This window comes from Maricaulis sp. ABE4_448 (assembly GCF_056160825.1).
Window position 1 is genome coordinate 759807 of record NZ_JBSWXX010000001.1, and the last position, 22303, is coordinate 782109.

Consider the following 22303-nt stretch of genomic DNA (forward strand, 5'->3'; position numbering starts at 1 on the left):
CCTTGCTCCTGTGTCTGGCAGACCCGTCCACAGGAGCCCTTTGCATGACCCCGCGCGTCCACATCACCGTCGAAGATATCCGCCAGATCGCCTGGACCATGGTCGACCTGCACGGCCCCCAGGCGATCGGCTATGCCGACGAGGCGGTGACGGATCTGGACGAGCAGGGACAGCCCGAGGGCGCCGATGCCTGGCGTGCCCTGCGCTCGGTGATGGAAGACGCGCTGGCCGGACGGCTCGAGCGCGAAGGCGATATCACGGTCCACTAGGTATTTGCGGCAGCCCGTCACGCCGCAGTTGCGCTGTCGCGGGCCTGTGCTAACTGCTCAATTATGGACACGACCCAATGGCCCGAGGCCCTCGTCAAATTCGGTATTGAAGATCCGTTCGAGCCGGCACGGACGGCGCCGCGCATGCGTCAGGCGCTGCGCAATGCCACGCCGCACATGGATGTGAAGGCGCCGGATCTCGAAGCGGTCGAGGATTTCGCCATTCCCGGCCCGGCAGGCGATATTCCCGCGCGCCTCTACATTCCGTTCGGATCGGCGGGACCGGCACCGCTGACGCTCTACATGCATGGCGGCGGCTATGTGATTGGCGATCTGGATACGCATGACCGCGAATGCCGGCGGCTGGCCGCGCACAGCGGTGCCCGCCTGGTGGCGATCGATTATCGCCTGGCGCCGGAACATCCTTTCCCGGCCGCGATCGAGGACACGCTGGCGGCCTTTGACTGGCTGGTCTCGGATGAGGGTCAGGCCCGCGCCGGGGCCGATCCGCAGCGCATCGCCGTGGCCGGTGACAGTGCCGGCGGCGGACTGGCCGCCATGCTCACCCAGGCACGGCGCGAGCAGATCCGCTTCCAGCTGCTGATCTATCCGCTCCTGCAGCTCGTTGAACGGCGCAAGCCGCGGCTGAAGGCGCTGGAAGGCCACCTGCTGGCCGCTTTCACGCTGGAGAAGATCGCGCTGGCCTATCTGCCCGATCCGGAGCTGGCGAAGGATCCGCGGGTCTCGCCCCTGTTCGAGAGCGATCTGGCCGGCCTGCCCAAGACGCATATCTTCGCGGCAGAGCTCGATCCCTTGCTGGATGAGGGCAAGGCCTATCGCGACCGGCTGATCGCGCTGGGCCTGCCGGTCGACTACACGCTGGGCAAGGGATTGCCGCACGGCTATTTCAATCTCACCGCCGTTCTGCCGGGCGCCAAGGCACTGGTGGACGCGGCGGCCGTGGCGCTGGGTGACGGTCTGCGCGGCTGATCCGTTTGCATTCGGGCGGGCAAGCGCCTAGCTCGGTAGCATGACCGTTTCCGCGACCTACCGCCCCGATCCGCGCTTTGCGGCCCTGGGCGATGATTTCTCCGACCCGGTGCGCCCGGCCGATTTCCCCGAGGCGCATCTGCGCTTCTGGAATGACCGCTGGGCCGGACCCGTCGGCCTGGACACGCTGGATGCCGCCGAGCGCGCCGCGCATTTCCACCGTTTCCAGGCCCTGCCGGACAACCAGCCGCAACCGCGCGCCATGCGCTATCACGGCCATCAGTTCCGCACCTATAATCCCGATCTCGGCGACGGGCGCGGCTTCCTGTTTGCCCAATTGCGCGACGATCGGGACCGCCTGCTGGACCTGGCGACCAAGGGTTCGGGCACGACACCCTGGTCGCGCGCCGGCGACGGGCGGCTGACGCTGAAAGGCGCCATGCGCGAAGTGCTGGCGGCAGAGATGCTGGAAGCGCTGGGCGTCTACACCTCCAAGGCCTTTGCCGTGTTCGAGACCGGCGAGGCCCTGCAGCGCAATGACGAGCCCTCGCCGACGCGCTCGGCCGTGCTCACCCGGCTGGGGCATTCCCATGTCCGTCTCGGCACCTTCCAGCGCCATGCCTATGAAGGCGAGCCCGAGCGCATCGAGGCCCTGATCGGGCATGTGATCGAGACCTATTATCCCGGTTTCGCGGAGGCAGAAGACCGGCCCGCCGCGCTGCTGGAGGCGGTGATCGCGGCCAATGCCCGCATGGCCGCGGGATGGATGGCGGCCGGCTTCGTGCACGGCGTGCTCAATACCGACAATATCAATGTCACCGGCGAAAGCTTCGATTACGGCCCCTGGCGCTTCCTGCCGCACTATGAACCCGGCTTCACCGCCGCCTATTTCGACCATTCCGGGCTCTACTGTTTCGCGCGCCAGCCGGAGGCCGTGTACTGGGCGCTGCAGCAATTCGCCGGCGCGCTGTCGCTGGTGGGCGACCGGTCGAGCCTGGAGACCGCCCTGGCCGGCTTCCCCGCCGTCTACCGCACCGCCCTGCTCGACGCTTTCCTGGCCCGCTTCGGCCTGGCATCTGCGGGAGAGGCGGCCGACGAGGCACTGGTGCGGGCGTTTCTGGCCTTCATGGAGGGCGCGCAACTGCCCTGGGAGGGCGTGATCTTCGACTGGTTCTGCGGTGAAGCCTCGACAGAGCGGGCGATGTCGGGGCCGCGGGCACCGGCCTATACCGGCGAAAAGCTCGACGCCTGGCGCACGGCGATGGCGGCGCATGACCCGGTGCGTCCGGAACGCCTCGGCCATGCCGTGTTCGGGAAGAGCGAGCCTGTCGCCATGACGATCGAGGTGGTCGAGGAAACCTGGGCAGCGATCAACGCGGCCGATGACTGGTCGCGCTTCGAACAGCGCATCGTGGATATCCGGGCCGTTGGCGAGGGTTATGATCTGGGCCGGGGACGGCTAGGATTTCGTCCATGACGCTCGATCTGATTCGCATGCCGGTGCTCGACCGGCCCGGCATCGTCCACGCCTTCACCACGCGCACGGGCGGTGTCAGCGAGGGGCCTTATACCGCGCTCAACCTCACCCGGTCGCGCGGCGACGATCCCGCGCATATCGCGGAAAACCGTGACCGCGTGCGCGCGGCGCTGGGGCTGGATCATCTGGTCTTTGCCGTGCAGGTGCATGGCCGCGATGTCGTTACTGTCGAGGGTTGGCCGAAGGGCGATCAGCCGGCGGGCGAGGGCGATGCGCTGATCACCGACCGGCCGGGCCTGGGCCTGGTCTGCCAGACGGCCGATTGTACGCCCATCCTGCTGTTCGATCCCGTGCAGCGTGCGGTCGCGGCGATCCATTCCGGCTGGCGCGGCACCGTCGTCAATGTCGCCGCCGCGACGATCGAGGCCATGACTGCGCGCTATGGCACGCGCCCCGCCGATCTGCTGGCCGCCATCGGTCCGTCCATCTCGCCGGCGAATTATCGCGTCGGACCGGAAGTCGTCGCTGAATTCGAGGCGGCGTTCGAAAATACCGGCGGCATTGTCTCGCCGCGCGATCCGGAAGGCGGGGCGCAGCTCGATGTCGCCGAGGCCTGCCGCCGCCAGCTGGTGCTGGCGGGTGTGCCGGAGAGCGCGATCGAACGCTCCCCCCTGTGCACCTATGCCCAAGAGGCCCGCCTGTTTTCCGCCCGCCGCGCCCACCATCGCGGCGAGAGCGGGCAGTTCGGCGGCCAGGCGGGCATTATCGCCCTGACCGGGGCTTGAACCCTCAGGCGTTCTGGACGGCCCGCGGTTTCGGGAGCAGACGGCAGGCCAGATCGCCCGAGGCCGAGCTCCACACCCGCAGCGCCCATTCCAGCGGCCCCTGTTTCGACACGGACAGCCACAGCCGGGCGAAGACGATCAGCGCGACAGCCCCGATCAGGGCGGCAGCCGTGATGCCGTAACGGTCGAACGGACCCAGCGCCAGGCCGGCACCGGTGAAGGCGAAGAGCGCGATCGCCGTGCCGCCCAGATAGAGCGTCAGGGCCAGGCGGCCGACCGGCGCCAGCGTCGCCATCAGCGCGGGACGCAGGGCCGGGGCCCGCATCGCCAGCATGATCAGCGCGGCATGGCCGAGCACGACGAAGGGCTTGCCCAGCGTGGTCAGCGGATGGGTCTTCACCACGATCTCGAACCCGCCGGCTGCTGCCATGGCCGCCAGGCCGCCGCACAGGGCAAAGCCGATACCATAGCCCGCGGCCAGCAGGGCTGTCAGGCGTCCGGCCGGCCAACCGGTGAAGGCCCCCATGCGGAACAGGCCCAGGCCCAGCAGCATGTAGCTGCCCGCTTCCAGACACTTCCAGACAATGCCCGTCGACAGGCTCCAGGACTGGAATTGCACCAGGGAGAGGCGGACATGATCGAGATAGGAACCGGCATGATAGGCGGCCGCATCGGCCAGGCCGGCCTCAGTCACCGGTGTGGTGGTGAGTTCATTGGTAAATTCGTGCAGCGCGAGCAGGCCGAACCCGCCCAGACCGCCCAGTACCAGAAGGCGCGGATCCAACCGCGACAGGGCCAGGGCAATGACACCGGCCAGCGCATACACGTGCAGGATGTCGGAGGCCTCGGCGAGCAGGATCACGTGGAAGACCAGACCGAAGGCGAACAGGCCGGCCGTGCGGGCCAGGTAGCGGGTATAGGTCTCGGCCAGGGCTACGCCTTCGCGCGGCCGCGTCATCATCCACAGCGAGACACCGAAAAGCAGCGCGAACAGGCCGCGCATCGCATCGTCGACCAAGACCGAATTGAGGAACCAGATCACCTGTTCCCCGATGGACCAGCCGAGAATATCCGGGTGTTCGATTGCGAGAATCGAACCGCCCTTCGCCGGGAAGCGCGCAAACAGCAGACCGATCACGGCCAGACCGCGCAGGACATCGAGATGATCAAGCCGTTCGCGCTTGGCGATGTGTTCGGCAGCGATGGATTGGGTCATGGCGCGCTGTCTCCTCCCGGGATTTCCCCTGCGAGGCGAGCAAGAAGAGTGCCAGTGGGGAGTGCGCAGGCCCGCTGCATGAAGATGCAGTTCTGGGGGTGCAAATGAGAACGGTTTGCATTATCAGCACGCTCATCATTCCCGCGCCATACGGCACGACCGAACAGGGACAGACATGACACTTCGTATGCTCGCAAACGGCCTGCTGGCCGGTGCCGCCATCACCGCATTCACAAACGCACACGCTCAGGACGCTGTGCATGACAATGAGGGCGCGGAGCGCGATGTGGTTGTCGTGGTCGGATCGACCACCAATTTTGACATCTCCGCCGATGACCTCCAACGCTTCCAGGCCAATGATCTCGCCGACATTTTCCGGACGGTCCCGTCTGTTACCGTCGGCGGCTCGGTCGGCATCGCCCAGAAAATCTATCTTCGCGGTCTTGAAGACACGCTGCTCAATGTCACCGTCGATGGCGCGCCGCAGACCGGTACGCTCTTCCACCATATTGGCCGGGTGAGTATCGACCCGTCCCTGCTCGAAGAGGTCGAGGTTCAGGCCGGTGCCGGTGAAGCCACGGCCGGGTTCGGCGCGGTCGGCGGTGCGCTGCGCTTCCGCACCCGCGATGCCGACGACCTCCTCACACCCGACCAGCAGTTCGGCGGCATGGCCCGCGCCGGCTATTTCAGCAATGAAGGTTATTCGCTGTCGGCCACGGCCTATAGCCGGCTGGGCGAGAACTGGAATGCGCTTGCCTCCTTCACCCATGTCGACCGGGAAAACATGGAAGACGGGGACGGCGAGGAAATCTTCGGCAGCGGCGCCGAGCAGAACCTGGCTTTCTTCAAAGTGAGCGGTGACCTCACCGACCGCCAATCGGTCTCGGTGAGCTATGAGCGCCGCGACGAGGAGGGCGAGTTGGGGCAGCGGCCGAACTGGCGCGTGCTGGAAAGCGACATCCTTTATCCGATCGAGGCGCAGCGCGACACGGTGACGGCGAATTACCGCTATACGGACGGTGGTCTCGTCGATCTCGAACTGACGGCCTACGCCACGGCTTCGGAATTCCTGCAGGATGTCTACAATCGCTGGGGCGAGTATCGCGGCGAAGTGGAAAGCATCGGCTTCGACCTGCGCAATACCAGCGGTCTTGGCCGCCACACCGTGACCTATGGTGCGGAGTATCGCGCTGACGAGTCCTTCAGCGAGTACATCACCAACCCGCAATGGGGCAGCTATACCGAGACCGGCGACGTCTTCGGCCTCTATGTCCAGGACCATTTCCAGGCAACGGATGCGCTGCTGCTTTCCTTCGGGGGCCGCTTCGACAGCTATGAGCTGGACATGGAGCATAACGGCCAGTCGACCAGCAGTGACGGGTTTTCCGGCAATGCCGGTCTGCGCTACGAGCTCACGCCCGACCTGACCCTCTCGGCCGGCTGGGCCCAGGCCATGCGGGGCAAGGAAGTCGGGGACAGTTTCACCCTGGAAGCCTCCTCGATCGATCCCGATCTCGATCCGGAACGGGTCAATAATCACGAAATCGGCCTGGTCTATGACAATGGCACCTGGTCGGCCGGTGCCACCTACTACGCCATGACGATCGACGATGTGATCCAGGACCAGCTGGGCCAGGGCACGTATTACGAGAATATCGGCGAGTTCGAGTCCGACGGTATCGAGTTGCAGCTGGGATACCGGACGGACGCCTTTGGCGCCGACCTGTTCTTCACCAGCTATGATGCTGAGCTGAACGGCCATCCGGTGGAAGGCTATGAGCAGATCGGCCTCGCCAACAGTTCCGGCGGCCGGCTGAGCCTCAATCTCTACTACATGCCGGCGCCGTCCATCGAGCTGGGCTGGCACGTGCTGCATGTTGCGGATCTCGACGATATCGAGGTGTTGCAGCGTAGCGCCGCCATCGGCTGGATCGGCAGCACGCAGACGATCGACAAGCCCGGCTTCACCGTGCACGACGTCTACCTCGCCTGGACGCCGCCGGCGGCCGAGAATATCGAGGTGAATCTCGCCGTGACCAACCTGTTCGACGAAGTCTATCGTGAACACTCCACGGTCGGTGATTACAGCGGCATTCCCGGCTGGGAGATGGTTGTCGGCCCGAACGAAGCCGGCCGCGATATCCGGTTGTCCGTCTCCGCGCGTTTCTGATCGGGTAGACACACATGGCTGCAGGACCGAAACGACCGAAGAAGGGCGCGCTGTCCGTGCGATCGGTCCTGCAGTTCTGGCACCGCAGGTTCGGCCTTTTGGCTGCGGTGTGGATACTGGCGCTGTCGCTCACCGGCAGCGCCATCGTCTTTTATGACGAGCTGGAATCCTGGCTCAATCCGGAGATCTGGCATGCGGAAGGCAGCGGCGATCCCCTGCCGCCGGGCGTGCTGGTGGAGGCGGCCCAGGCCCACGCGCCGGGGGCTTATGTCCGGCTCATCAACCTGCCGGACGAGAAAAGCCGCATCTCCAGTGCTGTGGCGCTGATGGCCCCGCGCTCGGGCGAGCCTGCACCGCCGCCGGGCGGGCTGCAGGTGTATCTCAACCCCTATACGGCCGAGGTGCTCGGCACCCGGGAGCCGCACGTCGTCAGCCTGGACCGGCGGCACATCATGGGCTTCATCTACGAGCTCCACATCGATCTGATGGCCGGCGGGGCCATGGTCTGGTTCCTCGGCCTCGTCGCCGTGCTCTGGATCGTCGATCACTTCCTGTCGACGATCTACACCTTCCAGATCGTCCGCAACTGGGTGAATGCCTTCCGGGTGCGGTTTCGCGGCAGTGCCAACCGCCAGGTCTTCGACTGGCACCGAGCGCTGGGGGTGTGGCTGCTCCCCGTGACGCTGATGCTGGCGGTCTCGGGCGTGTATTTCAACTGGTATGGCGTGTTTACCGGGGTGGTGGACCGGTTCTCGCCGCTCACCGCGCCGCCGACAGCGCAGCTGGAGCGCCTGGATGCGCCGGCCTATCCCACGGCGGTCTCGGTCGCGACGGCCATCGAGGCGGCGCGCACGGTGACCCCGGCGCAAATCGATATCATCTCCACCTATCCCACACTCGGTGTGCATCGCCTGCGGGTCTTCGATCCGCGCGACATGGACCCGTATGGCCGCCGGTCGCTGACCATCGATATGCAGAGCGGCGAGATCATCGGCGATTACCATCCGGCCTCCGGCAGCGCCGGCGATGTTTTCGTCGCCTGGCAATACCCCCTCCACTCAGGCAGCGCGCTGGGCCTGCCCGGGCGGATCGTGATCTTCCTGGCCGGGATCGGTGCGAGCGTCGTGACGGGAACCGGCATCGCCCTGTGGATCAACCGCATCCTCGCCCGGCGGCGCGCCCGCAAGGCCAGGGCGTGACCCGCCGTCAGGGGTGCCGGCGACGCGGACTGCCGTGAGATCGCCGGGCCGGAGGTCCGCAAGCGCGACCGCGCGTCGGGCGGAATTCGGAAAGTGGCAGCCCGCCCCTTCGGAGGCGTCCGCGAAGCGGACTACCGTGAGATCAAAGAACTGGTGACCCCGACTGGATTCGAACCAGTGGCCTACGGATTAGGAATCCGTTGCTCTATCCTGCTGAGCTACGGGGCCGCCAGACAGGCGTCTTAGCGGGTTTTTCCCGATGGCTGAAGCCTGTGATGCGGGGCATGAGCTATGGGCACAAAAAAACGGCGAGCTGGGCCCGCCGCTTCTTTGCTCCCGGCCTGGCGAACGCCTAGCCGATGGTCTGGCGCAGCGTGTTGAGCTGCTGGGCGACTTCCTGGGTTGCCTGGGTCATCTGGTCGACGGCGACCTTGCCGCGGGCGACCGACTGGCCGGAACCGCGCACACCATCGAGGATTTCCTTCACTTCGGTGTCCAGGGCGGCGATGCGCGAGGCGATATCTTCGGTCGCCTTGGCGGTCTGGCCGGCCAGCGCCTTCACTTCACCGGCAACAACCGCAAAGCCGCGGCCGGCTTCACCGGCGCGGGCGGCCTCGATCGTGGCGTTGAGGGCGAGGAGGTTGGTCTGGCTGGCGATCGCCTCGATGGTCGACAGGATCGCATTGATGCGCTGGGACGCGTCGGTCAGCGCCTCGACACGGCGTTCGAGAACCTGGCTGGACTCTTCCACCTGGTTCATGGCGTCGCGGGCGATCTGGGCTGCCTCGGCGCCCTGGGAGGCGCGGGCGGCCGTCTCGCCGACCGCTTCGGCGACCGCGCGGGAATTGCTTTCGGACGCGCCGGCCGGATGGGTCATCGCGTCGTCGGAATAGGCATAAGCGTTCATCGTGGGGGCGTCCCTGATTGTTGTCTGCCCGGATCATTACGCGCAGATGGTAAACGGATTGGTAAACGACCGGCGGAAAAGTCGCGCTTGCAGCACAATTACAAGTGGTATAGGCATGGGGTGAACGGAAAGCCGGAAAGCGATGCGCGCGACCATGTCCCTCCTGTTTCTGATGGCCCTGGCGGCCTGCTCTTTCGGTGCCGACCCGTTCACGCCGGGCGAGACCGGACAAGTCACGGAAGTTTCGGGCGCATTGACGCTCACCTTGGATACTGGCGGGGGCGAGCTGGAGGTGCGTCTGGCCGAGCTGGATGCGCCGGACGAGGCCCTGAGCCGGGCTTTGCTGGAGGCCGAGGCGGCGGGCCATGCGGTGCGTCTTGCCTATGCCGGTCAGGAGCGTGATCGCTATGGCCGCGCGCTGGCGCAGGTGCATGTGCAGGATGAGCCGGGCGGAGAAACCTGGCTGCAGGCGCGGCTCGTCGAATCCGGCGCCGCCCGGGTGCTCAGCCATGCGGACAACCGGGCGGCCGCGCGAGACCTGCTGGTTCTGGAAGGTTTTGCCCGGGCCGGGGGGCGGGGGCTGTGGTCGGATCCGGCCTATGCCGTGCGCGACACCCATCCCGATGCGCTGGCCCAGGACATAGGATCAGTGCAGCTGGTCGAGGGCCGGGTGCTGGAGGCGACGCAATTGCGCTCCGGCCGCATCTATCTGAATTTCGGAGCCGACTACCGGACCGACTTCACCATCATGATCGAAGCGGAGGACGCGCCGGCCTTTCTCGAAGCCGGTCTGGGCCCGGATGCGCTGGAAACGCGCCGCATCCGGGTGCGGGGCTGGATCGAGGACGAGAACGGTCCGATGATCCGCATCGATCACCCCGAACGGATCGAGCTTCTGGTTGATTGAGCCGGGCGGCCGTAAGCGGCCTACGAAAGACCAGCTAGCCGCCTGCCGTCTCCGGCAGGCGCTACCGGGATCAAATTCCGGATCAGTTCGGGATCAGGCCGCAGGCGGCCGGATCGCCATGACGCTCGGTCAGGGCGTGGCGGATCTTGTCCAGTGCCACAGTCTCGATCTGGCGGACGCGTTCCTTGGAAATGCCCAGGCGGTCGCCGAGCATTTCCAGGGTCGAGCCTTCTTCACTGAGACGGCGTTCGCGGATGATCAGCTGTTCGCGCGGGTTCAACGTGTCGATGGCCTGGCCCAGCCACGCCTTGCGGCGTTCGCTGTCGGTCCGGTCCATCACCTCGTCCTCCGGCGCACACGTCTCGTCCACCAGCAGGTCCTGCCACTGCATCTGGTCCTCTTCGCCGACCGGCGCGTTGAGCGAGCGGTCGACGGCGCTGAGGCGCGAGGCCATCATGTCCACATCCTCCTCGCGCACCTTCAGCTCCTCGGCAATCAGGCGGCGGTTCTCCGGCGTCAACCCGCCGCCATCGACATCGCCCGTGCGGGCGCGGATGCGGCGCAGGTTGAAGAAGAGGGATTTCTGGGCCGAGGTCGTGCCGGTGCGCACGATCGACCAGTTGCGCAGCACATAGTCCTGGATGCAGGAGCGCACCCACCAGGTCACATAGGTGGAGAAACGGACGTCGCGGGAGGGATCGAACCGCTCCGCCGCTTTCATCAGGCCGATATTGCCTTCCTGGATCAGGTCGGAAAAGGGCAGGCCATAGCGCCGGAAGCGCGCCGCCGTGGCGACGACGAGGCGCATATGAGCCTCGGTCAGGCGGTGCAGCGCGGCCTCGTCACGGTGTTCGGACCAGCGGCGGGCGAGGTCCTGTTCCTCCTCGCGCGACAAGAGCGGAACCGCCATGGCGGTTTTGACAAAGCGCTGTTCGCCGGCATCGCGCTGGCGCGGCGCGGCGGTTGTCTCGGGGGCAGTCCGGGTTGCAGGCATCCTTACATCCTCCTTGCTGCCTCTTACGGCGGGCAGGGCGGAGCGGATCACCGGGCCGGCAGGTGTCGGGCGGCTCTGCAGCCGCGGAGGCACAAACAAATGCCGGTGCACAAAGAAAAACGCCCGGCCGGAGCCGGGCGTCTGTCTGGGCGTTGCAATGCGTGACGGATCAGGCGGCTTTCTTGGCCAGCGAGACCGACAGCATTTCACGGGCCTTGTCGTGCTCGATATTCTCGACGGCAGCCAGTTCGCGGACCATGCGGTCCAGCGCGGATTCATAGAGCTGACGTTCCGAATAGGACTGCTCGGGCTGGTCTTCTGCACGGTGCAGGTCGCGAACGACTTCGGCGATCATGATCAGGTCGCCCGAATTGATCTTCGCTTCGTATTCCTGTGCCCGGCGGCTCCACATGGTGCGCTTCACCTTGGCCTTGCCCTTCAGCGTCTTCATCGCATCCTTCACGATACGATCGCTGGACAGCGGGCGCATGCCCGACGCGTCGGCCTTGGCGGTCGGCACGCGCAGCGTCATTTTATCCTGTTCGAACGTGACGACGTAGACTTCGATGTCGAAACCCGCGACCGTATCCTTCTCAACGCCCGTGACCTGGCCGACACCGTGGGCCGGGTACACGATAAAGTCGCCTTGCTTGAAAGACTTGTTGTCGTTGGCGGTTTTTTTTGTCATGGATGCTCTCTGGTTGGGCCTTCCTTGCCGGTGGGACCCAATAGCGCGCAGATCGCTCCCGAAGTTGTTCCGGCACCCACCCGGCTCCGAGATCGACTAATCCTGCGTGCAAGCCACCGCACAGAAAAGCGGGCAGCGCCACATGCACTGCCCATCAATCCGCGGAACATATCACAAACTACGGAAATTTCCAAACGGTAGCGTTTGGTTAACCCGGCGCGGCTAGTCGCCCGATCCGGGTTTTTCGGAGAAATACTTCTCGTACTTGCCCTCTTCCTCGGCCATGGCATCGGCGTCGGCGGGCGGGTCCTTGCGCACCGTGATGTTCGGCCAGACCTCGGCGAATTTCGAGTTCACGGCCAGCCACTTGCCATCCGGATCGTCCTCGGTGTCCGGCTTGATCGCCTCGACCGGGCATTCCGGTTCGCAGACGCCGCAATCGATGCACTCATCCGGATGGATGACGAGGAAATTCTCGCCCTCGTAGAAGCAGTCGACGGGGCAGACTTCGACACAATCGGTGTATTTGCAGCGCACGCAGGCGTCAGTGACGATATAGGTCATGGCAGCAGGATTTCTTGGACGGGGCAGGTATGCCGGCGGGACATGGGCCGCAGGCGCGGGTTTGTCAACGGGGCCGCATGTGCGCTTCTGCACGCGAGCGGGCGAAGACGCGCTCCCGGTCGCCGACGGCGAGCAGGGGCGTGATGCGCCGGATGAAGGCGTCCTCGAAGGGCGATTTCTCGCCATCGGCCAGTGCGACGCGCCACAACTGTTCCACCAGCGCGACGCGTTCCTGCTTGTCCAGACAGGCCTTCACCACCTTGGTGAAGCTGTGATGATCGACCGCGGTTTCGGCCAGGCTCTCGGCCTGTTCGAGCACCCGCGCGGCCTTGTCGTCCGGCATTGAGAAGGCGGCGGACAGAATGGCCAGGATCTGGTCCTGTTCGCAGTCGGCATAGATGCCGTCAGCCAGGGCCGCCTCGACGAGCAAAGCCGTCGCCGCAACGTGCGGATCGAGTTCGGGATGGGATTCGCCCGTTTCGGTGGTGAAGAGACGCTTGATGGATTCGAACATGGCCGGGTCCTCTAAGGTCCGGGTTTATCGGCATATTTACGCGGCGGTCTCGGCCGGCTCCCCGGCTTCGTCGAGCCGGCGATAGAGCAGGCGGGCTTCCGCCGCCGGGCCGCGCCGTTCGCCCAGGCCCAGAACTTCGAGCCGAACAATCTGATTATTCAGGGGGAGCGTCAATGTGTCGCCCTCACGAACCAGGGCCGAAGCCTTGGTGATCCGGCGCGTTGTGCCGGCGGTCTCGACGCGGATCTGCCCCTTCGTCACGATACGGGTGGCCAGAGTGCGGGTCTTGAACAGGCGGGCATGCCACAGCCAGACATCCACCCGCTGTCCGCTACCCGCCTCGCTCACGGCTTGGAGGCCTTGCGGCTGCGCTTGCGGCCCGGCTTGCGGGTGTTCGCGGCACCCGTGCCGGCGACATTCAGCGCGGCCAGAGCGGCAAACGGGCTGTCGGCGGGCGGCGGGGTCGCGGCAGCCGGCTTGGGCCGCGGGCGAGCCTGGGGACGCCGCTTGCGACGATCCCAGCGTTCGCCTTCGGCCTTTTCCGGATCGGGGCCCTTCTGGATGCGCTTGTAGCCGAGCGTGGTCAGCGTTCCGCGAAGATCCTCGACCGAGCAGCCCAGCAGTGCCGTCATGTCGGCGGTCAGCGGAAAGCCCGCTTCCTGATCCACCGCACGGGCATCGCGCAGCGTATCGGCCAGGCGTTCGAGCATGTCGAAGCGCACGGCGCGCGGGCCGCAGGGATAGAAGCCGACGGTCGCATAATCGGCGCGCGAGCGGTCGCGGTCATTGGCGATCGAGGTCAGGCCGGGGGCCGGCAGCCAGCTGATATCGGTCGATCCGGCGGCGATCGCCTGCAGCAGGGCGTTCAGCCGCGCCGGGGCGGGTTTCACAAGCTCGGGCACATAGACCATGTGCTCGCCGATCCGCACGCCGACGGCGCGCAGGGCGCGGCGCTCGTCCTGGGTCAGGGCGCGCACTTCCTCGGAGATGGTCAGGCGGGCGAGGGCGCCGCCGGCCTCGTGCAGGCGCCAGGCGACACCGCGGGCCGGGCCGGGCAGATCGTCGGACTGGCCGGCTTCGCGCAGCTTGAACAGAGGCGCCAGAACCGTCTCGATATGTTCGCGCACGCGCGCTTCCAGCGTCGACTGGGCTGCCGCCTGGGCTTCCATCGTTCCCAGATCGCCGCCGATCAGCTTGATGGCCGGTTTCAGCGGGCCGGGGCCGGGGATCAGCTGGGCCACGGTCTCGCCGTTCCAGATGATCTGGCCATCATCGGTGAAGGTCAGGTCTGTCATGTCTGTCCTAGCCAGGGCGCCGAGGCGCCGGTTGATTTCAGGTCGCAACGCTCTCAGCGCCGCGGACTTCAGGGTGCGGGCGGCCAGCTCGCGGCCTTCTGCATCGGGCCTGAACGTCAGTCCGTCAAGACGTCCGACGAAATGACCCTCTACCGTCACCTCGCCGGTGTGCGATACGCCGGCCAGCAGGTCGCGCTCGTCGCGCAGGCCTTTTACCAGCGCACTGGTGCGGCGATCGACGAAGCGTTGCATCAGCCGTTCATGCAGGGCGTCGGACAGCGCGTCCTCGATCTGCCGTGTGCGGCCGCGCCAGTGATCGGGGTCCTGCGTCCAGTCGGCGCGGTGCGCGGCATACGCCCAGGTGCGCACATAGGCCAGCCGTGAAGCCAGCGCGTCGACATCACCGGAGGTCTTGTTCAGCCGTTCCAGATGACCGGCCAGCCAGTCGTCGGGCAGGCGATTGCCGGGGCCGGTCAGGTGCAGGTAGATCGATTTGACCAGCCGGGCATGGGCGTCCAGCGTTGCCTTGCGGAAATCGGGCAGGCGGCAGGCATCCCACAGCCGGCTCACCCCGTCGCGGCCGGTCGCGCGGTCGCGCACTTCGCGATCGGCAGCCAGCACGCCCAGGGCGCGCTCGTCCATCGCTTCGCCGACCCGTTCCAGCGCCGGGTGGCGCGAGGGTTTGCCGAGCGAGAATTGCAGCGCGTCCAGAGAGCTTTCGTCGAGATCGGGATTGCGCCAGCGCAGGCGTTCCACGGGCGCAAAGCTGTGCGCCTCCACGGCTTCGACGACATCCGGTTCGAAAGGCCGGCAATCGGCCGTCTCGCCGAACGTACCGTCGGACCGGAAGCGGCCGGCCCGGCCGGCAATCTGGCCCAGCTCGGCCGGGGTCAGCCGGCGCCGGCGGCGGCCGTCGAACTTGCGGCTCTCGGCAAAGGCGACATGGTCGATATCCATGTTCAGCCCCATGCCGATGGCATCGGTGGCAACAAGGAAGTCCACTTCGCCGGATTGATAGAGCTCGACCTGGGCGTTGCGGGTGCGCGGTGAAAGCCCACCCATCACAACCGCCGCCCCGCCCCGCCGCCGGCGCAGGAGTTCCGCGATGGCGTAGACCGCCTCGGCCGAGAAGGCGACGACGGCCGAACGGCGCGGCAGACGGGTCAGCTTGGCAGGGCCGGAATAGCTCAGCTGGGAAAAGCGCTCGCGATGCTCGGTATCGGCGCGCGGCACGAGTTCGCGGATCAGCCGGGTCATCGTGCCCGAGCCGAGGATCATGGTCTCTTCGGTACCACGGGCGCGCAGGAGGCGGTCGGTGAAGACGTGACCGCGTTCCGGATCCGCGGCCAGTTGCACCTCGTCGATGGCAACGAAGGCGACGCGCTTTTCCACCGGCATGGCTTCGGCGGTACAGATGAAATAGCGCGCCGAGGCCGGCACGATCTTTTCCTCGCCGGTAATCAGCGCGACGGCGGCCGCACCCTTGGTTTTCACCACCCGGTCATAGACTTCGCGCGCGAGCAGGCGCAGGGGCAGACCGATCATCCCGGAGGACCGGCCCAGCATCCGCTCGACGGCGAGGTGTGTCTTTCCGGTATTGGTCGGTCCGAGCGCGGCCGTTATCTGGCCGGGACCGTCATTGCGCGCCAACATGACGCCCCCTCCTTAGGCCGGAGGCCGGGGGCAGCGCAAGGCTGCTCACCGGCACCCGGCATGCAGGATCAGTTTTCCTGGATCGAGCGGGCGGTGATTGTCACCCCGCCAAAGCCGGCATTTGTCCGGATGCGCACGGGGACATAGAGATCGCCGTCATGCACCGGCGCCATCCAGAAGGTGATCGGATGGGAGATGGTGTCATCGTCGGGAAACTCATCGGCCTCATAGCCCGAGATGGGCTCGTAATAGGCGTGGCAGATCTGGGCATTGCCCGACCAGGCCCGGGTGCGGACCCGTTCGGTGCCGCCATCCTCGAAACGCAGATTATAGCGCGCCCGGCCGTCGAATACGGGCAGCTGGCCGTCACACAGCGAATCGCTGCTGGAGGCGGCGCCCAGCCCGATGGCCAAAAGGGTGGAAAGCGGGTCGGAGGCCCCGGCTCGTTCTTCCGGTGTTGCCGGCGGTTCACCCATATTGCCGAAGGGTGGTTCGATATTCGGCGTTGCGATCCCGTCGGGGAAGTCGATGCCGACCGTGCGATTCTTCGAGCTGGCATGATTATAGTGGCTGTAGCGCCAGGGCTGCAGCCGGGGGCCGTAGCGATAGCCGGACACGCCGGCCTCGATGTCCGCATCGGAGAACAATGCCGCCAGGCCGGCCGTAGTCAGCCGCGCCGAGGCGCTGTAGTCGTCGTTGGCGAACTGGCCGTTCACGACGATATCGGCGACCTGGAAGATCATGACCGAGCCGGAATATTGCACCGTGACGCCTCGCACGCCGGCGCCTGCCGCACTGTCTGCTGCATCGTCAGCCGCCAGGACTGGCACGCCGCCGGTCAGGCCCAGCGCCATGGCTCCGATAACCCACGCGTTTTTCACTCGAAACTCTCCTCGGCTATGCACCGCCGCCAGCTTGACCCCGGTATATCAACTGCAATAACCGAACAAAACCGGCTGCAAGATGAACGGTGCAAGCTTGACGCCGTCGCGCCGCTCCGTTATCTCGCCCGCTCTCGCGCCGCTCGCAAGATCGGTGCGCACGGATTATTCTATGTGAAAGGTGCGACTATGGCGCGTCGCTGCGAACTGACCGGTACGGGCGTGATGACGGGGAACAATGTGTCCCACGCTCAGAACAAGTCCCGCCGCCGTTTCCTGCCGAACCTGTGCGATGTCACACTGGCTTCGGAAAAGCTGGGTCGTAACTTCAAGCTGCGCATCGCTGCGAAGGCGCTGCGGTCTGTCGACCATGTCGGCGGCCTGGATGCTTTCCTCCTCAAGGCTCGCGACGAGAAACTCTCGGACCGCGCCCTGAAGATCAAGCGCGACCTGAAGAAGGCTCTGGCAGCCTAAGCGCTTCCGGACCTGACCGAATTCGATCAACGCCTGCTGCGCCTGCAGCGGGCGTTGTCGTATGCGCGGCATGCCGCTAGCTTCCTCGCGGGTTTCGGACGTGAAGATCCGGGGGAGGCCGTCATGACAAACAGGATTTCCGCAATCGCCGCCGCGTTCGGCGCGCTGGCACTGGCCGCCTGCGGCAGTGGCGAGCCCGCCGCCGAGGCGCCGGCCACACCGCGCCCGGCCGAACCGGCACCGGATGATGGCGGCATTCCTGCTGCCGACATGGTCTTCTTCGGCGGTCCCATCTACACCGCCGATGATACCCGTCCCATGGTCGAGGCTGTTGCCGTGCAGGACGGGCGTATCGTCTTCGCCGGACCCCGGGCAGGCGCGAATATCTGGGTCGGACAGGCCACGCGCCTCGTCGATCTGGAGGGCGCGGCGATGTATCCGGGTTTCACCGACAGTCATATCCACGTGCTCGGCGTCGGTCAGCGCGAACGCCTGCTTAATCTGGATGATGTGGTCTCGGTCGCCGAACTGGTCGAACGCGTCTCCGGCGCCGTCGAAGCGGCCCGGCCGGGCGATGTGGTCTTCGGACGCGGCTGGATCGAGACCCACTGGCCGGAAGGCCGTTTCCCCACGCGGGACGATCTGGATGCCGTGTCGCCGGACAATCCGGTCGTGCTGGTCCGGGCCGACGGTCACGCGCTGGTCGTCAACTCCGTTGCGCTGGAAGCCGCCGGGATTGATCGCGACTCGGTGGCGCCGGAGGGCGGGGAGATCCTGTTCGACGAGGCCGGTGAGCCGACCGGCATGCTGATCGATACCGCCATGGGGCCGGCTCACGCGCTCGTCGCCCAGCCGTCCGGAGCCGAGCGCGCCGACACCTATGCGGAGGGCGCAGACCGTCTTGCCAGCCTGGGCTGGACGGGCGCCCACGACATGTCCGTGCCCTGGTCGGATGTGGCGATGATCGAGGGCCTGGCCGAAGCCGACCGCCTGCCGATCCGTGTCTATGTCTCGATCAATCCGGGCGGCTATGCCGATCTGGCGGCCGGCGAGGTGCCGCGCATGGCCGATGATGGCCGGGTCATCACCCGGGCCGTGAAACTCTATATGGACGGCGCCCTGGGCTCGCGCGGTGCGGCACTGCTGGAGCCCTATTCCGATCGGCCCGACACGTCCGGTCTGCGGATCGCCGAAGCCGACGAGACGACGGGCATGATGACCCAGGCCCTGCGTGACGGCATCCAGATGAATGTCCACGCCATCGGCGACCGCGGCAATCGCTCGCTGCTCGACTGGGTGGGCGAGGCGCTGGACCAGGTGCCCGCAGAGGACCGCGCCCTGGCCGAACATCGCTGGCGCGATGAGCACAGCCAGATCGTCCATCCAGACGACATCCCCCGCTTTGCCGAACTGGGTGTGATCGCGTCCATGCAGCCCTCCCACGCCATCGGCGACCTGCACTTCGCACCCGACCGGCTGGGCGATGCCCGGCTGGAGGGCGCCTATGCCTGGCAGAGCCTGCTGGACGCAGATGCGCACCTCACCGGCGGATCGGATGCGCCGGTCGAGCAGGGCGATCCGCGGATCGAATACTATGCCGCCACGGCACGCGCCGACCTCTCCGGTTTCCAGGGTGCGAACTGGCATGCCGAGGAAGCCCTGTCGCGCAGCGATGCGCTGAAACTCTTCACGCTCTGGCCTGCCTATGCCTCCTTCCGCGAGGACGAGCTGGGCTCGATCGAGACCGGCAAGCGGGCCGATTTCACGGTCTTCTCCGCCGATATCATGACCATCCCCGAAGCGGAGATCCTCGAGGTCGAGCCGCTGATGACGGTGGTCGAGGGCGAGATTGTCTGGGAGCGCGCGGAGTAGGCGGCACAGACGGTCCTTCCCCTTGATGGGGAAGGTGTCCCGAACGGACGGAAGGGGTGAACCCCGGTGTCTGCCTTTTCAAAGGCCTCGCTCCCACCCCATCCACCACGCCTGCGGCGTGGTCCCCCTTCCCCATCAAGGGGAAGGATGGCTGCGTGGACCTACTCCGCCACCGCAAACGCCATCAGCAGGGTACGCTGGCGGTTGGAGAAATTGTCGTCGGAGATGATCAGGACCAGGGTCTCGCCGCCGCGTTCGATGACAGCGATGCCCTCGAAATTGTCGACGGGCAGGGGCGGGTCGATCCGGCCAAGCGTTTCCGGGGTGATCGCCGTCTGTGACCCGGCCTGCGGCACCGGGAAGGCGATGATGCCGATCCGGTTGCCGGTTGCGCGTGAATAAAAGCGCTCCACAGCGTAGATCGTGCCGTCGTGGGCGGCCATGCCGGTCAGCCCGAAAGAGGGGCGCGAGTGCACGCTGTGGCGCTGCCAGCCCGTGTCGCCGTCTACCCACAGGGCGTGACCCAGTCCCAGATCGGTCGGGTATTCCACGCCCATCATCAGGCGGCCCTCGTCTGTGCGAGCCAGGGATTCAAGGCCGCGATTGTCCGGCAGGCCGGACAGGGCTTCGGGGATATTCATTGTTTCGGGCAGGGCTCTGTCGCGGGCCGACCAGTCCTCGCCCAGCGTATAGGTCAGCACGCGGTGGCGGCGCTCGAAACTGACCGCGTAGCGGCCATCGCCCAGCGCCGTCAGGCCCTCGCTGTCGCCGGAACGGCCCTCGAAATGCCGGCCATCGCTGTCGCGCACGGGTGAGATGGAGAGGTCGCTGAAACCGGTCAGCGTATTTGTCGTATCGTCCCAGGCCAGCGTGCCGGTGACCCACCAGGCGCTGTCGGAGAGTGCGAGAAGGCGAGTGCCATCGGTCGAGACTTCCAGCGCTGACAGGCCCCCGAAGCGTTCATCGTCCGATGCCAGGACGAGCCCGCCGCGATAGGCCAGCCGGCCCAGCGCGGCCTGCTCTTCCGGGCCGGCTTGCAGCGGCAGGGCGGCCGCGGTCACCGACTGGGCATGGGATGCCGGCTGCAGCGCCAGAATGAGGACGGCTGCGAAAAGACTGGAACGCATCATGTGAAACTCCTCAGCGGCCGCCGGCCAGGGAGGCCCGGTCGCCGCGCTTCAGGCCCGATGTCGCGGTTTCACTCCGGCTGGAGAAACGCGCCCCCGGGCCGCCATCCTCTTCGAACAGGGAGGCTAGCTGGTCGGTCATGGCGCCGCCGAGCTGTTCGACGTCATTGATGGTAACCGCGCGGCGATACCAGCGTGTGACATCATGGCCGATACCGATGGCCAGCAGTTCGACTTCCGAACGGTTCTCGATCAGGGCGATGGTCTCGCGCAGATGGCGTTCCAGATAGCCCGGCGAATTGGCCGACTGGGTGCCGTCATCGACCGGCGCACCGTCGGAGATCACCATCATGATGCGGCGCTGTTCCGGCCGGGCGCCCATGCGCTTCCAGGCCCATAGCAGGGCTTCGCCGTCGATATTTTCCTTCAGGAGGCCCTCGCGCATCATCAGACCCAGATTGGTACGGGCGCGGCGCCAGGGCGTGTCGGCGGACTTGTAGATGATGTGGCGCAGATCGTTGAGCCGGCCCGGATGCGGCGGCTTGCCTTCGGCGAGCCATTGCTCCTTCGAGCGGCCGCCCTTCCAGGCCTTCGTGGTGAAGCCGAGAATTTCCGTCTTCACACCGACCCGCTCCAGCGTGCGGGCGAGAATGTCGGCGCAGGCGGCGGCGACCATGATCGGCCGGCCGCGCATGGAGCCGGAATTGTCCAGCAGCAGGGTGACGATCGTGTCGCGGAATTCGGTATCGCTCTCCTGCTTGTAGGACAGGGGCAGGGTGGGGTCGGCAATGACACGGGCCAGGCGCGAACCGTCCAGCACGCCTTCCTCGAGATCGAACTGCCAGGCGCGTTCCTGCTGCGCCATCAGGCGGCGCTGCAGGCGGTTGGCCAGGCGGCCGACAACCTGGTCGAGCCCTTTGAGGGCATTGTCGAGATATTTGCGAAGCCGTTCCAGCTCGTCCGCATCGCACAGATCCTGGGCCTGGATGACCTCGTCGAATTCGCGGGTGAAGACCTTGTAGGCCTTGGCATCGCCTTCGCCGGAAGGTTGCCAGTTGGGCCGCATCGCGGTCTGGGCGGCGCCTTCATCATCCATGGCGTCGACGCGTGTATCGGCGTCCTCGCCCTCGGCATTGATCTCTTCCTCGTCGCCGGCCGTGCCCGAGGCGTCCGGCGTGTCAGGCTGTTCGCCGTCCTTGCCGTCATCCTGCTCGTCCTCGCCGGTGCGCTGTTCGCGGTCGACGCCCTCATCGTCATCGTCCTGGTTTTCCGACTGTTCGGGATCACCGCCCAGCTCGTCGGCCAGGTCGAGATCCTCGATCACGGTGCGCAGGAGATCGGCAAAGGCCTGCTGGTCGCCGGCATTGCGCGCCAGGGCGTCGAGGGATTTGCCGGCAACGGTTTCCAGCTGGTCTCGCCACAACTTCATCAGCCCGTCGGCTTCCGGCGGGGTCGGCCGGCCGGTAATCCGCTCGCGGACCAGCATCGCCACGGCCTCTTCCATCGGTGCGGCCTGGCGGTCCTCCACGCGCTGCCAGCCCTTCTGACGGCAGCGGGCGATGAGGGCGGCGTCGAGATTGTTCGCCATGCCGCGCATATCGCGGGCGCCAAGGCTTTCCACGCGGGCCTGCTCGGCTGAATGGAAGATCGCGCGCGCCGTCGCGCCCGGCGGCAGGGCGCCGAGATGGGCCGCTTCGTCATGATGGGCCAGGCGCAGCGCCAGCGCATCGGCGCGGCCGCGCACGGCTGCTGCTGCGGCGGCCGATGGCTCGGGGCCGGGATTGGGCAGCACGATGCGTCCGCCCGACAGACCGGCAATCTCGCCGCCATAGCGGACGTCGAGATCCTTGTCGCCGGCGATGGCGCGGGTGGTGATGGCGAGGGCGCGCTTGAACGCGTCCGGGTCTCTGGGCGGCTGGCTCATAAGCGCAACCTAATCCATCCGCACGAAATTGCGAGGGCGGCAAAGCGTCCGCCTGCATGGCATTTCAGCGGAACCGGCACCGCCGCCACGCGTTTTCAGAGTACCGGTTGTTTCACAACCTGAAAGGAGGCCCGGTCATGACCACGGTTGATTTTGAAAAAGCCCTTCTGGACCCGGCAGGCACATTCGGCGAGCCGGAAAACGTCCTGCGTAGTGACACGCTCTCGCGCGAGCAGAAGAAGGAAATTCTCGAGCGCTGGCAGCATGATGCCGAGGAGCTGGTCGTCGCATCCGGCGAGGGCATGCCCGGCGGCGGCGAGAACCAGCTACGCAAGGTCGGCAAGGCGCTGGACGATGTTTGAGGCGGCATAATCCATGAGCAGGCCGGAAAGGAGTT

General features: G+C 66.3%; 21 protein-coding genes and 1 tRNA gene. 10 read left to right on the forward strand and 12 right to left on the reverse strand.

All coding sequences use genetic code 11. The features are described from left to right. The first annotated feature begins 44 nt into the window (after nucleotides 1-44). The 4 genes from ACXAJV_RS03670 (at nucleotide 45) to pgeF (ending at nucleotide 3521) form a co-directional block, all read left to right on the forward strand. Nucleotides 45-269 (forward strand): hypothetical protein, encoded by a 225-nt coding sequence (locus ACXAJV_RS03670; RefSeq protein ID WP_475082044.1) that lies wholly within the window; start codon nucleotides 45-47, stop codon nucleotides 267-269. A gap of 63 nt (nucleotides 270-332) precedes the next feature. After that, entirely contained in the window at nucleotides 333-1259 is a 927-nt protein-coding gene (locus ACXAJV_RS03675; protein ID WP_475082046.1) for an alpha/beta hydrolase, read from the forward strand. Between the two features lie 40 nt (nucleotides 1260-1299). Next, complete coding sequence (locus ACXAJV_RS03680; protein ID WP_475082049.1) at nucleotides 1300-2736, forward strand: protein adenylyltransferase SelO family protein; 1437 nt, start codon at nucleotides 1300-1302, stop codon at nucleotides 2734-2736. Next, nucleotides 2733-3521, forward strand: a complete 789-nt coding sequence (gene pgeF / locus ACXAJV_RS03685; RefSeq protein ID WP_475082050.1) for a peptidoglycan editing factor PgeF — start codon at nucleotides 2733-2735, stop codon at nucleotides 3519-3521. The genes ACXAJV_RS03680 and pgeF overlap by 4 nt, the downstream gene beginning before the upstream one ends. Nucleotides 3522-3525: 4 nt before the next feature. Here pgeF and ACXAJV_RS03690 read toward each other — a convergent pair whose 3' ends face one another. Further along, complete coding sequence (locus tag ACXAJV_RS03690; protein ID WP_475082053.1) at nucleotides 3526-4737, reverse strand: DUF418 domain-containing protein; 1212 nt, start codon at nucleotides 4735-4737, stop codon at nucleotides 3526-3528. Nucleotides 4738-4912: 175 nt separating this feature from the next. Here ACXAJV_RS03690 and ACXAJV_RS03695 point away from each other — a divergent pair, with 175 nt between their 5' ends. Then, on the forward strand, nucleotides 4913-6907 hold the full coding sequence (locus ACXAJV_RS03695; protein WP_475082054.1) for a TonB-dependent receptor: 1995 nt from the start codon (nucleotides 4913-4915) through the stop codon (nucleotides 6905-6907). A 14-nt stretch (nucleotides 6908-6921) separates the two neighbouring features. Next, nucleotides 6922-8106 carry a PepSY-associated TM helix domain-containing protein gene (locus ACXAJV_RS03700; RefSeq protein WP_475082056.1) on the forward strand — a complete coding sequence of 395 codons (1185 nt, stop codon included), beginning with the start codon at nucleotides 6922-6924 and terminating at the stop codon, nucleotides 8104-8106. 151 nt (nucleotides 8107-8257) lie between these two features. On the opposite strand, the gene ACXAJV_RS03705 is transcribed toward ACXAJV_RS03700, so the two are convergent. Together ACXAJV_RS03705 and ACXAJV_RS03710 are read right to left on the reverse strand one after the other, a co-directional pair. Further along, nucleotides 8258-8334: transfer RNA gene (locus tag ACXAJV_RS03705), tRNA-Arg, on the reverse strand. Between the two features lie 124 nt (nucleotides 8335-8458). Then, a complete protein-coding gene (locus ACXAJV_RS03710) occupies nucleotides 8459-9013 on the reverse strand; it encodes a methyl-accepting chemotaxis protein (protein ID WP_348508735.1) in 555 nt (184 codons plus the stop codon). Between the two features lie 154 nt (nucleotides 9014-9167). Here ACXAJV_RS03710 and ACXAJV_RS03715 point away from each other — a divergent pair, with 154 nt between their 5' ends. Beyond that, nucleotides 9168-9920, forward strand: a complete 753-nt coding sequence (locus tag ACXAJV_RS03715) for a thermonuclease family protein (protein ID WP_475082058.1) — start codon at nucleotides 9168-9170, stop codon at nucleotides 9918-9920. Between the two features lie 82 nt (nucleotides 9921-10002). Here ACXAJV_RS03715 and ACXAJV_RS03720 read toward each other — a convergent pair whose 3' ends face one another. From ACXAJV_RS03720 to ACXAJV_RS03750, 7 genes are all read right to left on the reverse strand, one after another. Next, entirely contained in the window at nucleotides 10003-10914 is a 912-nt protein-coding gene (locus ACXAJV_RS03720) for an RNA polymerase factor sigma-32 (RefSeq protein ID WP_475082060.1), read from the reverse strand. Nucleotides 10915-11083: 169 nt separating this feature from the next. Continuing rightward, nucleotides 11084-11602, reverse strand: a complete 519-nt coding sequence (locus ACXAJV_RS03725; protein WP_271186421.1) for a CarD family transcriptional regulator — start codon at nucleotides 11600-11602, stop codon at nucleotides 11084-11086. A 222-nt stretch (nucleotides 11603-11824) separates the two neighbouring features. Continuing rightward, nucleotides 11825-12166 (reverse strand): ferredoxin FdxA, encoded by a 342-nt coding sequence (fdxA, locus tag ACXAJV_RS03730; protein ID WP_348508738.1) that lies wholly within the window; start codon nucleotides 12164-12166, stop codon nucleotides 11825-11827. 64 nt (nucleotides 12167-12230) lie between these two features. Beyond that, nucleotides 12231-12680 (reverse strand): tellurite resistance TerB family protein, encoded by a 450-nt coding sequence (locus ACXAJV_RS03735; protein ID WP_475082062.1) that lies wholly within the window; start codon nucleotides 12678-12680, stop codon nucleotides 12231-12233. A gap of 36 nt (nucleotides 12681-12716) precedes the next feature. Beyond that, nucleotides 12717-13028: an RNA-binding S4 domain-containing protein gene (locus ACXAJV_RS03740; RefSeq protein ID WP_475082065.1), complete on the reverse strand. Its 312-nt coding sequence runs from the start codon at nucleotides 13026-13028 to the stop codon at nucleotides 12717-12719. Continuing rightward, nucleotides 13025-15628 carry a helicase-related protein gene (locus tag ACXAJV_RS03745; RefSeq protein ID WP_475082067.1) on the reverse strand — a complete coding sequence of 868 codons (2604 nt, stop codon included), beginning with the start codon at nucleotides 15626-15628 and terminating at the stop codon, nucleotides 13025-13027. The genes ACXAJV_RS03740 and ACXAJV_RS03745 overlap by 4 nt, the downstream gene beginning before the upstream one ends. Before the next feature lie 68 nt (nucleotides 15629-15696). Then, complete coding sequence (locus ACXAJV_RS03750; protein WP_475082069.1) at nucleotides 15697-16509, reverse strand: DUF3108 domain-containing protein; 813 nt, start codon at nucleotides 16507-16509, stop codon at nucleotides 15697-15699. A 189-nt stretch (nucleotides 16510-16698) separates the two neighbouring features. Here ACXAJV_RS03750 and rpmB point away from each other — a divergent pair, with 189 nt between their 5' ends. Together rpmB and ACXAJV_RS03760 are read left to right on the forward strand one after the other, a co-directional pair. Further along, entirely contained in the window at nucleotides 16699-16983 is a 285-nt protein-coding gene (gene rpmB / locus ACXAJV_RS03755) for a 50S ribosomal protein L28 (protein ID WP_475082072.1), read from the forward strand. Between the two features lie 123 nt (nucleotides 16984-17106). Further along, complete coding sequence (locus ACXAJV_RS03760) at nucleotides 17107-18855, forward strand: amidohydrolase (RefSeq protein ID WP_475082073.1); 1749 nt, start codon at nucleotides 17107-17109, stop codon at nucleotides 18853-18855. A gap of 161 nt (nucleotides 18856-19016) precedes the next feature. Here the strand turns inward: ACXAJV_RS03760 and ACXAJV_RS03765 are convergent, their stop codons facing one another. Further along, nucleotides 19017-19985 (reverse strand): esterase-like activity of phytase family protein, encoded by a 969-nt coding sequence (locus tag ACXAJV_RS03765; protein ID WP_475082074.1) that lies wholly within the window; start codon nucleotides 19983-19985, stop codon nucleotides 19017-19019. A 10-nt stretch (nucleotides 19986-19995) separates the two neighbouring features. Continuing rightward, entirely contained in the window at nucleotides 19996-21906 is a 1911-nt protein-coding gene (gene cobT / locus ACXAJV_RS03770) for a cobaltochelatase subunit CobT (protein WP_475082077.1), read from the reverse strand. Between the two features lie 137 nt (nucleotides 21907-22043). Between cobT and ACXAJV_RS03775 the strand changes: the two genes are divergently transcribed. Next, a complete protein-coding gene (locus ACXAJV_RS03775) occupies nucleotides 22044-22268 on the forward strand; it encodes a hypothetical protein (protein WP_475082079.1) in 225 nt (74 codons plus the stop codon). Nucleotides 22269-22303 lie beyond the last annotated feature (35 nt).